This is a genomic window from Acinetobacter sp. SH20PTE14 (genome assembly GCF_021391555.1).
Lineage (GTDB): Bacteria > Pseudomonadota > Gammaproteobacteria > Pseudomonadales > Moraxellaceae > Acinetobacter > Acinetobacter amyesii.
Window position 1 is genome coordinate 3,131,816 of record NZ_CP090067.1, and the last position, 14,478, is coordinate 3,146,293.

Consider the following 14,478-nt stretch of genomic DNA (forward strand, 5'->3'; position numbering starts at 1 on the left):
AGATGCGCCACATAAGAAAGTGATAAATTCATCACAATTTATAAAAAGTAAAATGATATTTAAATCATGACAACTATAAATACTACAGCGCTTAATAAAAAAGCCTCTGACTGTTCAGAGGCTTTTTTTTCGGCTATTTCAATGTCATGAATTTCGCTTAAGCTTCATGCGCCAGTGCAATTTCACCAAATTTTCCGTTATTGAAATCATCAAAGGCTTGAATGATTTCAGCTTTGCTATTCATCACAAATGGGCCATAACCTTGAATCGGCTCATTTAGTGGCTCACCGCTAAGCAACAAAAATTGTGTGTCCTGCAACGCTTGTAGCTGAATGGCGATATCGTCTTTGGCAAACATGACCATCGAACTGTCTTGCACTTTATGGCTTTCATTCACCACAACCTCACCCTTCAAGACCACCAAAATGGTGTTATGCCCTTCAGGTACATGTAAGGTGGTTTCATATTGAGCTTTCAACTCACCATCCCAGACATTCACTGGACTAAAGGTCTGTGCTGGCCCAAGGTGACCACCCATTTCACCGGCAATCACCCGAATATGCCCTGCACCTTCATCCATGTCTATGCGTGGAATATCTTGGCGCGTGATCGCTTGATAACGAGGCTGAGTCATTTTGTCTTTTGCCGGTAAATTCACCCACAATTGAACCATCTCAAAAAGACCACCTGCTTGAGCAAATTCAGGCGAATGAAATTCTTCATGTACCAAACCCGAACCTGCGGTCATCCATTGCACATCACCCGTTTGAATTGTGCCGCCACCACCACTTGAGTCTTTATGAGTCACTTCACCGCTGTAGGCGATAGTCACGGTTTCAAAACCACGATGTGGATGTGAACCCACGCCATGCTGTGCAGTGGTGGGATCGAACTGATAAGGTGCTGCATAATCCAAAAGCAAAAATGGGCTAATCGCCTGACCTAGACGATCATAGGAAAATAAGCTTTTGACTGGAAAACCATCGCCCACCCAGTGCATTTGCTGATTACGATAAACACCAATTACTTTTTTCATTTCTTAGCTCCTATATTCATACGATAGGATGAACATAGCGCTAATTTTAAACTTTGAAATACTTACTGACCATCATCCAGATAGCATTCTATATCTCAAATATAGAACAATAATCAGTAATACAATCTAAAATTTACTCAAAAACAAGCATTGATTTGAAAAATATAGGGGTTTAAGTCATATTCAACAATAAATTATCCCAATTTTATGATTGTTTTTCTCATTTAAACCCATTCCGTTATCCCATTTTTATAGCTATGCTAAATCGAGTTAACACGCAGACTTCATCTGATCCTGCGTACTTGCAAACAGGAAAGAGGACAATAAAATGGGCAAACCTTACGTTCGTTTAGATAAAGATAATGCCGCGGTACTTTTAGTTGACCATCAAACGGGTCTACTTTCATTGGTTCGCGATATTGATCCAGATAAATTTAAAAATAATGTGCTCGCACTTGCTGCAGCTGCTAAATATTTTAATCTTCCAACAATTCTCACCACAAGTTTTGAACAAGGTCCAAACGGGCCATTGGTTCCAGAACTCAAAGAAATGTTCCCTGACGCACCTTATATTGCACGACCAGGTCAAATTAATGCTTGGGATAATGAAGATTTTGTGAAAGCAGTCAAAGCAACCGGCAAAAAACAATTGATTATTGCCGGAGTAGTGACTGAGGTTTGTGTGGCATTCCCAACCTTGTCTGCTTTAGAAGAAGACTTTGACGTCTTTGTGGTGACCGATGCTTCAGGTACTTTCAACCATTTAACCCGCGACTCAGCATGGGAACGTATGACGCAAGCGGGTGCACAGCTCATGACGTGGTTTGGTACCGCGTGTGAATTACACCGTGACTGGCGTAATGATATTGAAGGTTTAGGTGCGCTTTTCGGCAATCATATTCCAGACTACCGTAACCTCATCAACAGCTATACGCAAAATACTGAAAAGAAATAATCCTCCAGTAGTAAAAAGCGGCTTCGAGCCGCTTTTTTTATACCTGATGTATAAATTGACGTATGATAATTGGAATTGAAATAATTTTTCACTGCATAAGGTGATCCATGCATTCATTTGATGACTATTACTACTTTTACTTGGTGGTGAAACATGGCGGTTTTAGCGCTGCAAGTGAAGCATCGAATATTACAAAGTCAAAATTAAGCCGACGCATTTTAGATCTTGAAGCCAAATATAATGTCACCCTTATTCAGCGTTCTACCCGACACTTTAAGGTCACGACATTAGGCCAAGAATTGTATGAAGAATGCATAAAAGTGATCGAACAAGTCGAATGTGCGCATCAGGTGCTCTTGAAGCAAAAAAGTGAACTTGAAGGCTTGGTTAAAATTAGCTGTCCACCAGTCATGATGGAACATCAAATTCGCCCCTTGTTAAATCAGTTTTTAAAAGATCATCCCAAAGTTCAGGTCGAACTCGAGCTGTCTAGCCGCCGTGTGGATGTCTTACATGACGACATTGATTTGGCGATTCGCACCAATTTTAGTAAGAATGAAGACTCGAGCATTATTGTACGTGACGTGATTAAAACCGTGCATTGCTTAGTGATTAGTCCTGAACTTCTACAAGGACGCGAGTTAAAGCATATTACCGAATTGACAGAATTTCCGAGTATCGTTTTGGGCACACAGAAAAACCGCTATCAATGGCATTTGCATCATACGGGACAGCAAGAACAGATTGAAATTGCCTTACAGCCTCGGATTAAAAGCAATGACTTAGCCGGTGCTTATTATGCAGCACTCGATGGTTTAGGCATTGCAGACTTACCCTATTTAACCGTGCAAGCAGATATTGAGGCAGGTCGTTTAATTCACCTCTTCCCCGAATGGTGCTCAAATGTCGGTACGGTACAATTGGTATATGCTTCGCGCAAAGGTCAACGCCTAGTCATGGAAAGATTAATTGACTATTTAGTCGATGGAGTTCGTGGCTATGCTCCAGAACATGATGGCTATTTAGTCTAATGATCTAAACCACAAAAAAGCCAGAACTGAGTTCTGGCTTTTTTAAATCTACGGTTGGATCACCAAATTAGATTTTACCCACTAGGTCGATCGATGGTGCAAGCGTCGCTTCACCTTCTTTCCATTTTGCAGGACATACTTCACCTGGGTGTGCATGTACATATTGAGCAGCTTTTACTTTACGCATCAATTCAGAAGCATCACGACCAATACCACCTGCATTGATTTCAACGATTTGGATCTTACCTTCAGGGTCAATTACGAAAGTACCACGGTCAGCAAGACCATCCGCTTCAATTAAAACATCAAAGTTTTTCGCAAGTGTCCAAGTTGGATCGCCAACCATTGGGTATTCGATTTTCTTAATTTCTTCAGAAGAATCGTGCCAAGCTTTATGCGTGAAGTGTGTATCAGTAGATACTGAATAAATTTCTACGCCCATTTTTTTGAATTCAGCATAGTGATCAGCAAGATCGCCTAATTCTGTTGGACATACAAAAGTAAAGTCAGCAGGATAGAAAAACACCACAGACCATTTACCGTAGAAGTCTTTTTCTGAAACTTCAATAAATTGACCGTCTTGGTAAGCGGTAGCGTTAAATGGTTTTACTTCAGTATTAATTAAACTCATTTGATATTCCTCTAACTCATTTCAGGGATTGCTTATCTGTTGAAGCTAGAATACGACTTATCAAATCATAGGTAAAACCGAACTTTTTTATAAAAACTATCGGATTTTTAGATTTATTATTTATATTAATATTAGATTTTAATCGACGCTACCAATCAATAATCTATTCGCTCAATGCTGAACACAGTACTGGCAAACATTTAGATACACATAAAAAAACCCTCAAGATTGAGGGCTTTTTTTGATGATGATCTACCGTTTTAAACGCTGTGTTTAAGGTTCATTAAAACGGTAAGTCGTCATCTAAATCTGCTGCTGCAGGAGCCGGTGTCGGTGCAGGCTGTTGTTTTGGCGCAAAACCACCTGGGTTGTTATTGCCATAGCTATTGCCTTGAGCCGGTTGGTTATTGCCATAACCGCCTTGGTTTGAGCTATTACCGTAGCCACCTTGGTTTTGGTTATTGTTATAACCACCTTGTTGATTATTAAAACGAGGCTGACCAAAATCACCGCCTTGACCTTGTTCGCCTTGTTGGCGATTATTGTCAAGCATTTGCATTTGTTCACCACGAATTTCAGTCGTGTAACGCTCTTGACCGCCTTGATCTGTCCACTGACGAGTACGTAATGAACCTTCAATATAAACTTTAGAACCTTTGCGCAAATATTGCTGTGCAATTTCACCTAAGCGGTTATGTAACACAATACGGTGCCATTCTGTTTGCTCTTTACGTTCACCTGTATTTTTATCTGTCCATGAATCACTCGTTGCAATTGAGAACTGAGTGAGAGAACCACCATTTGGGAAAGTTTTTGTTTCAGGGTCACGACCCAAAGTACCAACTAAAATGACATTGCTCATATTAGTTTTACTATAAGTTGCAGTATCCATATGTTTTTTTTAAAAAAATTGAATATTTTACAAATAATACTATAACAAAAAAAATTGCTTCTATCTATACTAAATTCAACCTATCTTTTTTATAAATTAAGGTGTTGATCATCTGTATAAGTTCATTCGAATTACTATTCTGCAATACTTATTTTATATACAGTTGAATTAGGATCAGATGTAAAGATATTATTGTTCTTGATTATTCAGACGCAGCTCTATTGAAATTTATAAGACTAGCCTGCTCCTATTGAGCTTCTAATAAATTCCTCAAAGCTTTTAACTCATAGCTTAAAAGGTGAATTTCTGATTCTTTTTGATCTATAAATCGATTAATCAGTTCAGAGCACTTAGGAAATTTTATAAGATACTTTTTATATATGCTTAACTCCTGAAATAAATCTGATATATTCTCATTTACACGTGTATATTCCATCGAAAGACAATTCTCAACCTCTAAAGATTTCAATTGGCTAATTAAATCGCAAATATCTTTTTTTGAATAATTAGATGAATATTTGTACGTACAATTACTAGTATCCATAAATATCAAGTTTTGACTTACTAACTCCCTAAAAATAATATAGATTTTTGAATAAAATCTTTTAGGCTCATATTCAGGAGAATATTTTATAAATTCTGCTCGAATGTTTTTAAACTCAGAGTTAAAGAATGTTTGATTTGATAAAAAGTCTAGAAAACTAAACTTAAGTTGATGATTTATATTCATATCTAAACACCATCTCCAAAACCTAAAATATCCCATTTTGGGATATTTAAAAGAATAGTACAACATGTCGAGCTATGAGCTCAATACATGATCCTCGCTATAAACAGCTAATTGATAAACTTATTCGAATACGTGAGTTAAAAGAAGTTACTCAGGTAGAGCTTGCCTCACGCTTAAAAAAGCCACAGTCATATGTAGCAAAAATAGAGAATTTGGATCGAAGAATCGATATTCTTGAATTAATGGATTGGCTAGAGTGCTTAAATTCTAATATTTATGAGTTCCTTAAATAAATTAGAGAACCTTTCTTAACTCTTGTCGAAAAACAAAAATCTTAATCAATTTATTAACTTATTCGCCATCATATCTAATTGATTTTTTATTTTCGACCAATCAGGCATAACTTGATTCAATAGTTGGTAGAAACGCTCACTATGATTATATTCAACCAAATGACAAAGTTCATGCAAAATAACATAATCAATGCAAATTGTAGGTGCTTTAACTAGATGAGGGTTGAGCGTAAGCACACCTGATGGAGAACAGTTTCCCCACTGTATACGCATGGTCACTAAACGGATTTCAGGCTTGTCTCCAACCCATAAGGCTTGTTCTAGAATACGTTGCAAACGTATTTCAAATATGACTTTTGCTCGAGATCTATACCATTCCTTTAAATGAGATTGAATACTTTCAAGATTGGCATCTAAGGCATTCACTTCTAATTTACCCCTCAGAAGTTTTACACCTTGTGGCTTGGTATCATCATGAATCACTTTCAATTGATACTGTTTACCCAAATAAAAGTGGCTTTCACCACTTTTATATTGGCGAGGCGTGATAAATTTACTTTGTTCACGAAACCCTCTTAATTGCTTATAGATCCAACGACTACGCTGCTTGACCGCATCAATAATTGTTTTATCATCTGCATTTAACGGTGCCGATACAACTACCCGACAATCAGCATAGACTTTAATCAGTATCTTTTCAGTACGGCTAGGACTTTCAAGGGCACTGTTGCAAATAGAGATTTGAGTCGATGATGTTCCCTTTAAAAAGTACTTAGAGACCGAAAACCCTGTTGATTAGACACACTTCACCCTGAGGCTGACCATAATAAAATGACGATGCTTGTCCTTTACGTAGTGCACGCATGACTTCAATACCTTTAATTGTGGCATAAGCCGTCTTCATAGATTTGAATCCTAATGTGGCCCTGATGATCCGCTTTAGCTTGCCATGATCACATTCAATCACGTTATTTTTATACTTAATCTGCCTGTGCTCAAGGTCTGGTGGACATTTACCTTCCCGTTTTAACCGTGATAAAGCACGTCCATATGTGGGTGCTTTATCCGTGTTGATCACTTGTGGAATTTGCCACTTCTTCACATTATTTAAAATTTTTCCAAGAAAACAATATGCTGATTTGGTATTACGTCTAGAAGAAAGATAAAAATCAATGGTATCGCCACGTTGATCGACTGCACGATACAGATAAGACCATCGTCCATTCACTTTTACATAGGTTTCATCAATATGCCACGAGCTCAGATCTGTAGGATTACGCCAATACCAGCGTAAACGTTTTTCTATTTCAGGAGCATAACGTTGAACCCAACGGTAAATAGTCGTGTGATCAACATTCACACCCCGTTCGGCCAGCATTTCCTGCAGTTCACGATAGCTAATGCCATATTTACAATACCAGCGCACAGCCCAAAGAATGATTTCGCCCTGAAAATGCCGACCATGGAAAAGATTCATATGCTGCACCTTTAGCTAAAACAGTCTTCAGCTTACCATTCGTGGTTATTTGCAACAGTGCCGTTTAAAGTGCGTGTGATAAATAGAAGTGTAATACAGGAAAATGGTAAGGTTTATCAGCCTAGTCATCTGTCCATTATGTAGAAAGAGCAGCACTTTAATGTTTATGCTGTTCCAATGTATTACATTCCTTACTTTCTATTTGTAACGTAATTTCAGTAATACTATGATTATGTTTTAGAACGTCTAAGGCCTTTTGATAGAGCTGATCTGGATCGCTATTAGGAGCAACCAAATGAGCAGTTAAATGAATGTTTTTTGAAGATATAGCCCAGACTTTCAACTGATGAATCCCTTCAACACCCTCTAGCATCAATAAATCATTTCTTAACGACTCAATATCAATCTCATCAGGAACCCCTTCAAGCAAAATATGGATACTTTGTTTTAATAAAACCCAAGTTCGAGGTAAAACCCAGAAGCCAATTAACACAGCGATTACGGTATCTACCCACATCCACTGGGTAAAATAAATGACCACTCCTCCGATAATCACGCCTATCGATCCCAGTGCATCACTAAGGACTTCTAAATATGCGCCTTTCACATTTAGACTTTCTTGAGCACTCGCAGAAAGGATTTTCATTGAAATCAAATTTATGACCAAACCAATGACTGCGACAATCATCATTCCAACACTTTGAATTTCAGCAGGATGCGTAAAGCGTTGGTAAGCTTCATAGACAATATATATCGCCACCACAAAAAGCATCACTGCATTAAACAGAGCCGCTAAAATTTCGAATCGCTGATAGCCAAAAGTTCTTTTATCATCTGCGGCTTTTTTACCAATTTTGATAGCAGCAAGAGCAATAGCTAATGCGGCTACATCAGTAAACATGTGAGCGGCATCAGACAGTAATGCTAAACTTTGGGTAATAAAAGCAGCGACAACTTCTACTATTAAAAAAGTAGTCGTTAAACCCAAAGCAAACATTAATTTCTTACTATTTCCTTCAGTAACAACCGCATGGCTATGATCATGATGTTCTGACATAAAATTTTCCTTATTCAATCCATGATTAGCAGAGATACTTGAGACAGGCTCAATATCTCTGCTAAAAATTGCTTAATCTAATGGATTAAGAAGCTTTCTTTTCATTCATCCAGCGGTACAGTACGGGCAATAAAACCAATGTAAGCAGGGTAGAGGAGATAATTCCTCCAATAACCACTGTTGCTAAAGGTCTCTGTACTTCTGCCCCAGTTCCGGTTGCCAAAGCCATCGGGACAAACCCAAGGGACGCCACACAAGCTGTCATCAGCACAGGTCTAAGACGCAAAATTGCACCCTGCCACGTTGCATAATAAAGGTCATATTGTTGTCGCAACTCTTTGATAAAGGTAAGCATGACTAAGCCATTCAGTACAGCCACCCCCGATAGTGCAATGAAGCCAACCCCTGCTGACATGGATAATGGAATGTCACGCAACCACAACGCGATTAAGCCTCCACATAAGGCAAACGGTACACCACTAAAGACCAGTAAGCTTTCTTTGATATTATGGAATACAGCCATCAATAAAATAAAGATCGTCAACAATGCGAGCGGAACCACCAATTGCATACGCGCTTTTGCAGACATCAGATTTTGAAATTGACCGCCATAATCTATCCAATAACCGCTTGGTAATTCTTGTTTGGATAACGTGCTCTGAAGCTCTGTTACGAATGAGCCTAAATCACGTCCTTCTACATTTGCAGTAATAACCACTCGACGTTTACCATTTTCACGGCTGACCTGATTAATACCCAGGATATTTTCAACGCGTGCCACATCTTGCAGTTGGACTAAACCACCATTCGGCAATTGAATAGGAAGTACCGCTAACTGTTCAGGACTACGCTGGGATTCATCTAGACGGATGACAAAATCAAAACGCTTGTCTCCCTGTAAAATTGTTCCAACATTCTGGCCACCGACACTTGTAGCTACCAGATCCTGAATTGCTCTTACCGACAAGCCATATTGTGCAGCTCTGGACTTATCCACCTCTACATTCAACAAGGGTAAGCCACTGGTCTGTTCTACATTAACGGCTGTCGCGCCTGAAATTGAGTTAATTTTTTGAGAAATTTTATTCGCTTCGCGATTTAGAATCTCCATGTCATCACCAAATAATTTGACACCCACATCACTTCGCACCCCTGAAATTAACTCGTTAAAGCGCAGTTCAATGGGTTGCGAGAACTCACTGTTATTTCCCGGCAATGTCGCTAAGAAAGTAATCATTCTTTGGCGAAGCTCATCAATCGTTTGTTTTGGATCAGGCCATTCATCATGAGGTTTTAACAGTACCACGCCATCTGAAATGTTGGGTGGCATGACATCTGTGGCCACTTCTGCTGTACCGGTACGGGCAAAGATTGCTTTAATTTCAGGAAATTCTTTCAACAGTAACTTTTCAGTATTTTCCTGCATTTTCAGTGACTGTTCTAACCCTGTACTTGGGGAACGCATTTGCTGAACAGCAAAATCACCTTCACCCAGTTGAGGTGCAAACTCGCTACCTGTTTGAGTGGCTAGCACGCCCGTAAGCACTAAAATACAGGCAGCCACAATAGTCACAAATAAACGAAGCTCATAGGCTTTATCTAAAAGCAGTTCATATTTGGTTTTAAGCCAATGCATCCAGCGACTTTCGGTTTCCTTGACTTCTCCAGTGACAAATAGGGCAACTGCGGCTGGCACAAAAGTGACAGATAAAATCATGGCCCCAATTAAAGCCAGTACAACAGTCATTGCCATAGGATGGAAAAGTTTGGCTTCTACACCCGTCAGGGTAAAGATAGGTAGATAAACCACCAAAATAATTAACTGTCCAAAAATCAGAGGACGACGCGCCTGTTTTGCAGCCAAGAAGACTTCTTTAAATCTTTCAGAACGGCTAAGTAAACCACCTTTCAGCTTCTGAGCTTCTGCTAGCCGACGGATACAGTTTTCTACAATAACCACTGCACCATCAATAATAATACCGAAGTCCAGTGCCCCTAAACTCATCAGATTTGCACTAATCTTCTGCTCTGCCATTCCCGTCAAGGTAAACAGCATTGACAGTGGAATAACGCAAGCCGTGATCAGCGCAGCACGGAAATTACCTAGAAAGAGAAATAAAATAACAATGACGAGGATTGCACCCTCAATCAAATTTTTCTGAACGGTTTTGATCGCCCGATCAACCAAATGCGTACGGTCATACACAGTCTCAATCACCACACCTTTAGGTAGCGATTGCTGGATCGATTGCACCTTTTCATCAATGGCTTGAGCAACGGTACGGCTATTTTCTCCCATCATCATCATGGCAATACCCAATACAGTTTCTTCACCATTATAGGTTGCAGCCCCTGTTCTTAAGTCATGACCAATTGAGACATTGGCGACATCTGCCACCCGAATCGGATAGCCGTTTTTATTGGCAATACTGATGTTCTGGATATCTTCAATCGTGTTTAAAGTGCCGGGAACACGAACCGTTAGCTGTTGTCCATTTTTCTCAATATAGCCAGCACCACGGTTTTCATTATTCTCTGTTAAGGCAGTTTGTAAATCAGACAAAGGAATTTGCAATTGTTGCAATCGGTTCAGATCAGGGGCAACCACATAGGTTTTATTAAAGCCACCGATACTGTTGATCTCAGCAACGCCTTTTACGCGCTGTAATTGCGGTCTTACAATCCAATCCTGAATTTCACGTAAATCCATCGCCGAATAAGGGGTTCCATCCGGCTTTTTAGCATTTGGTTCGGCTTTAATCACCCATTGATAGATTTCACCTAAACCTGTCGAAATAGGCGACATGTTAGGTTGCACATCTTCAGGCATTTCTCCCATTGCTTCTTGCAAGCGCTGGTTGATAAGCTGTCTGGCCCAGTAAATATCCGTGCCATCTTCAAAAATGATGGTCACTTGCGATAAGCCGTAGCGTGAAATCGAACGGGTTTGTTCCATTTTCGGCATGCCTGACATGGCATTCTCAATGGGATAGGTAATCCGCTGTTCCATTTCCAAAGCCGTAAAGCCATTGGCTGAAGTGTTAATCTGCACCTGAGTATTGGTAATATCCGGTACAGCATCAATCGGTAACTTTTGATAACTATAAATACCAATAGCAATCCAGGCTGCAATAAACAGCATAATCCAAATGGCGTTATGGATAGAAAACTGGATCAGCCGATCAAACAGCCCTTCAGGTTTTACCGATTCGTGGTCTGGAATGTGAGGGCTTTTAGTGCTCATGTGAAGCCTCTCCTTTTTCCATCTCAGATTTCAGTAAGAAACTGCCTTGAGCTGCATATTTTTGTCCCTGATTAAGCCCATTTACCACTTCAATCCACTGGCTATCCCCAGACGATTGACCTAATTTCACCGGTTGCGGACTGAATTCAACTTTCTGTCCATGCTGAGTGGCGACAAAAACCACATCTTTTCCATCGACATTCTGAACTGCGGACTTAAGTACCCGTAATGCGGTACTTTCACTGCGTTGTTGCAACTGTACGTTTACCATCAAGTTTGGACGTAATTCGGTTGCATTCGATTCAACTTTTGCTCGCACCTGAAGACGGCCTGTTTGAATATCCGCTTCAGTATTTAAAGTCTGAATAACAGCCTGATAGACCTTTTCCGTTTGCAAGGATTTAAATTCGATCTTTTGATTCGGGGCTAAGCCCATAATTTCAGAATTTGGAACAATAAACTCAAGCCAGAGTTGATCTAACCGGTCTATCGTAAAGAGTTGATCGGCTAACTGAACATTTTCCCCGAGAACCAAATCCTTTTTACTGATCACGCCAGAAATGGGAGCTTTCAAAATATAGCGTCCGTTACTGGCATTCACTGCACCAAATGCACTTAAACGTGATTGGGCCGCTTGAACCTGAATTTGTGCCCGTTTATAGCTGTTATAAGCACGTTGATAGTCCTGTTTTGCTGAAATGCCCTGTGACCAAAGCTGACGCTCACGATCATAGTCTTGTTTCGCCAGTTCAAGGTTGGTTTGTTCAATTTTAAGATTGGCCTGCTGATCAACTAGATCAGGAACAAGCAACGCAGCCAAAGGCTGTCCTTTCTGAACTTTTTGACCGAGTTCTACATAGACATTTTCTACATGACCACTAAAACTCGGTGAGACGTGCGCTTGCTGGTCAGTATTCACATTCAGTTTGGCAGGATAAGAACTTAATTTAACCACCGGGCCTTGATCGACCGCTGATAATTGTATGCCCTGTTCCACCAGTTGCTTGGCAGTCAGGCTCACACCTTCTGCATGCTCTTCGGTTTCACCACCATGTTCTTCTCCCCCTTCTTCCTCGGCATGTTCATCTGATGTTTCAGATTTATTCTTACCCGTTAAGATCAAGAAAATACTGAGGAGTACGGTAGCGCCGATGACCAAACTAATCAGTAGGGGTTGAGAGATTTTTCCGCTCTGTTTTTTTAAGCTGTTTTTAAGATCGAACATGTTAATTTCCCCCACCAATGACAGGCATGGCCTGTATGTCTTGCCATAAATTTTGATTGATTTGTGCAATAGCATCTTTCGACATGACTTCACTTGGGCTAATGCCTAAGCTTAAACTTTCTGCTTCGATGGCCTTTTGCCAGCCCTCCCGTAACAACTGGACTTTACGTAGACGGATGTCTTGTAATTGAAGCGTGGCTTGCTGAACATCGGTTAAAGCAAACTTTCCTGCCAGAAAACCTTGTAAAGTTTTACTTTGAACTTGAGTCGCCAAAGGAATTTGAGTCTCGTCAACGACTTTGAATTGAAGCTCTAAACCCTGCAACTCGGTTAAGATCGTGCCTATTTGCAGCGCATTTTGCTTTAGATAAAAGTCTTTCTGACGCTCTAATAAGTTCATTTTTTCTTGCGCGATTTTTATGCCATTTTGCTGACGATCGAAAATATTGAGCGGTACACTGACTCCAACCACCAGTTGATTTTGTGTTGAGTTATCCAAGGATTGGGTGCGGTTAACGCCCAGGTTTAAAGTAGGATTAGGACGTGACTTTGCTTTCAGCTGATCAACCGTTGCTTGAGACTCTAACACCTGTAAAATCCGATATTTCTCAATGTAGTTATCCGCTAAATATTCTTGAACCTGCCCATGAGTCGATTTTGGCCAAAGCTTTTGCGAAGAGAGGTTTACCTTCAATGACTTATCAGAGGTTCCCCATAAATTTGATAATTGTTGGGTTGCCACTTGTACCTGTAAGTCGGCCTGTCTAAAAAGACGGATATTTTCAGCATGACTTAAACGTGCGCGATTCACATCTACTTGCGCGATACTGCCTGCATTAAAGCGCTTTTCGATTGCTTGAAGGTTTTCTTCGCTCACCCGAAGTTGTTCATTGACAATGTTTTTTTCAAGTTCGGCAATGGCCAGTTGCGACCATACATATTTCACTGCAAGCTCAATTTGTGCTTGATAAATCTTCTGTTTCAGCGCTGTTTTATCTATTGAGAGACTGGCTAATTTTTGGTTTGCTCTTCGCTCACCAAAAATATCCAAAGGTTGTGATATACCGATGGCAAGCTCTTTTTCATTATTTGAACCAAAGCCCGTTTGTTCAACTGACAATTCAGGATTTTTAAACAGCTTACTTTGCTGAAGATTCGTGGCATTAATACTATTTTGCGTTTCCCAGAAATTTTGGGACGCTTGATATTGGTTAACCTGCTCAATAGCTTGCTGCAGCGTTAAATCTTGAGTACTGGCGACTACGGAAGTACTGAAGCTGATCATTGCAGATAGCAAGATACCGCTACCTAAGGCTGACCAGGATAAATTCAGGATGGAGGTATCCTGATGTAATTTGTTTTTTGACATGAAAATGCCCCACGCATAATGAAATTAGGAGTGGTGGGCTTTTATAAGACTACCCCACCAATAGTAGGGGCAAATCGGGAGGCGGGGTTAATTGATCCAGATAAGGGGGTTTATAAAAAGTTATTCCCAAATAAGTTGGGGTAATGCCGGTCTCAAAATTAGCTTTAAGCTTCAGATCATCGGGTGGGTCAATCTGAATCACGATTGTATTTGAGAAATGACTGCACTTTTCGTTAAAACAAACCTTCTGACAATAGTCATAGATTTCTTTATAGTTTTCTAGGGAATAAAGTGCTTGACGAGGACTATCACTCTTTTCGTCTAAATCGATTGGATTAGAGAGTATTGAATTGGGTATGTTTGGCATTTCATGCAGACAAGCAGCCTCTGCCACACTCCAAATATTCTGGAATGTGAATAAGAGTACCAATATCTGGATTAGAAATGTTTTTCTCTTCATACACAAATCTGTATTTAAAACACCAATCGGAAGCTAACCAAAGCTATCTAAGATCTGATCACAAAATTTAAGTCACCT

General features: G+C 40.0%; 14 protein-coding genes. 3 read left to right on the top strand and 11 right to left on the bottom strand.

Annotated features, from left to right (window positions below; translation table 11 throughout):
* Positions 1-157 precede the first annotated feature (157 nt).
* On the bottom strand, positions 158-1,036 hold the full coding sequence (locus LXF01_RS15280; RefSeq protein WP_078190517.1) for a pirin family protein: 879 nt from the start codon (positions 1,034-1,036) through the stop codon (positions 158-160).
* Positions 1,037-1,364: 328 nt separating this feature from the next.
* Between LXF01_RS15280 and ycaC the strand changes: the two genes are divergently transcribed.
* Positions 1,365-1,991 (top strand): isochorismate family cysteine hydrolase YcaC, encoded by a 627-nt coding sequence (gene ycaC, locus LXF01_RS15285; protein ID WP_078193174.1) that lies wholly within the window; start codon positions 1,365-1,367, stop codon positions 1,989-1,991.
* A gap of 107 nt (positions 1,992-2,098) precedes the next feature.
* Positions 2,099-3,022, top strand: coding sequence for a LysR substrate-binding domain-containing protein (locus LXF01_RS15290; RefSeq protein ID WP_180088779.1), 924 nt, complete (start codon positions 2,099-2,101; stop codon positions 3,020-3,022).
* A 67-nt stretch (positions 3,023-3,089) separates the two neighbouring features.
* Here the strand turns inward: LXF01_RS15290 and ahpC are convergent, their stop codons facing one another.
* The 3 genes from ahpC to LXF01_RS15305 all read right to left on the bottom strand — a co-directional run bounded on the left by ahpC (position 3,090) and on the right by LXF01_RS15305 (position 5,275).
* A complete protein-coding gene (ahpC, locus tag LXF01_RS15295; protein ID WP_078190520.1) occupies positions 3,090-3,653 on the bottom strand; it encodes an alkyl hydroperoxide reductase subunit C in 564 nt (187 codons plus the stop codon).
* A gap of 283 nt (positions 3,654-3,936) precedes the next feature.
* Positions 3,937-4,515 (bottom strand): single-stranded DNA-binding protein, encoded by a 579-nt coding sequence (gene ssb, locus LXF01_RS15300; RefSeq protein ID WP_180025068.1) that lies wholly within the window; start codon positions 4,513-4,515, stop codon positions 3,937-3,939.
* Positions 4,516-4,792: 277 nt separating this feature from the next.
* Positions 4,793-5,275 carry a hypothetical protein gene (locus LXF01_RS15305; protein ID WP_058870464.1) on the bottom strand — a complete coding sequence of 161 codons (483 nt, stop codon included), beginning with the start codon at positions 5,273-5,275 and terminating at the stop codon, positions 4,793-4,795.
* A gap of 74 nt (positions 5,276-5,349) precedes the next feature.
* On the opposite strand from LXF01_RS15305, the gene LXF01_RS15310 reads away from it, so the two are divergent.
* Positions 5,350-5,568: a helix-turn-helix domain-containing protein gene (locus LXF01_RS15310; protein WP_005180668.1), complete on the top strand. Its 219-nt coding sequence runs from the start codon at positions 5,350-5,352 to the stop codon at positions 5,566-5,568.
* Positions 5,569-5,613: 45 nt separating this feature from the next.
* Here the strand turns inward: LXF01_RS15310 and LXF01_RS15315 are convergent, their stop codons facing one another.
* The 7 genes from LXF01_RS15315 to LXF01_RS15345 form a co-directional block, all read right to left on the bottom strand.
* On the bottom strand, positions 5,614-6,309 hold the full coding sequence (locus LXF01_RS15315; RefSeq protein WP_151838238.1) for a M48 family metallopeptidase: 696 nt from the start codon (positions 6,307-6,309) through the stop codon (positions 5,614-5,616).
* A 31-nt stretch (positions 6,310-6,340) separates the two neighbouring features.
* Positions 6,341-7,045, bottom strand: coding sequence for an IS6-like element IS1006 family transposase (locus LXF01_RS15320; protein WP_151838237.1), 705 nt, complete (start codon positions 7,043-7,045; stop codon positions 6,341-6,343).
* Between the two features lie 157 nt (positions 7,046-7,202).
* Entirely contained in the window at positions 7,203-8,102 is a 900-nt protein-coding gene (locus LXF01_RS15325; RefSeq protein ID WP_004665978.1) for a cation diffusion facilitator family transporter, read from the bottom strand.
* Positions 8,103-8,187: 85 nt separating this feature from the next.
* Positions 8,188-11,346, bottom strand: a complete 3,159-nt coding sequence (locus LXF01_RS15330; protein ID WP_180025066.1) for an efflux RND transporter permease subunit — start codon at positions 11,344-11,346, stop codon at positions 8,188-8,190.
* Complete coding sequence (locus tag LXF01_RS15335; RefSeq protein ID WP_016165561.1) at positions 11,336-12,571, bottom strand: efflux RND transporter periplasmic adaptor subunit; 1,236 nt, start codon at positions 12,569-12,571, stop codon at positions 11,336-11,338. Before LXF01_RS15335 ends, LXF01_RS15330 begins: the two co-directional genes overlap by 11 nt.
* A 1-nt stretch (position 12,572) precedes the next feature.
* Positions 12,573-13,940, bottom strand: coding sequence for a TolC family protein (locus LXF01_RS15340; RefSeq protein ID WP_004781067.1), 1,368 nt, complete (start codon positions 13,938-13,940; stop codon positions 12,573-12,575).
* Positions 13,941-13,989: 49 nt separating this feature from the next.
* Positions 13,990-14,400 (bottom strand): hypothetical protein, encoded by a 411-nt coding sequence (locus LXF01_RS15345; RefSeq protein ID WP_004733191.1) that lies wholly within the window; start codon positions 14,398-14,400, stop codon positions 13,990-13,992.
* Positions 14,401-14,478 lie beyond the last annotated feature (78 nt).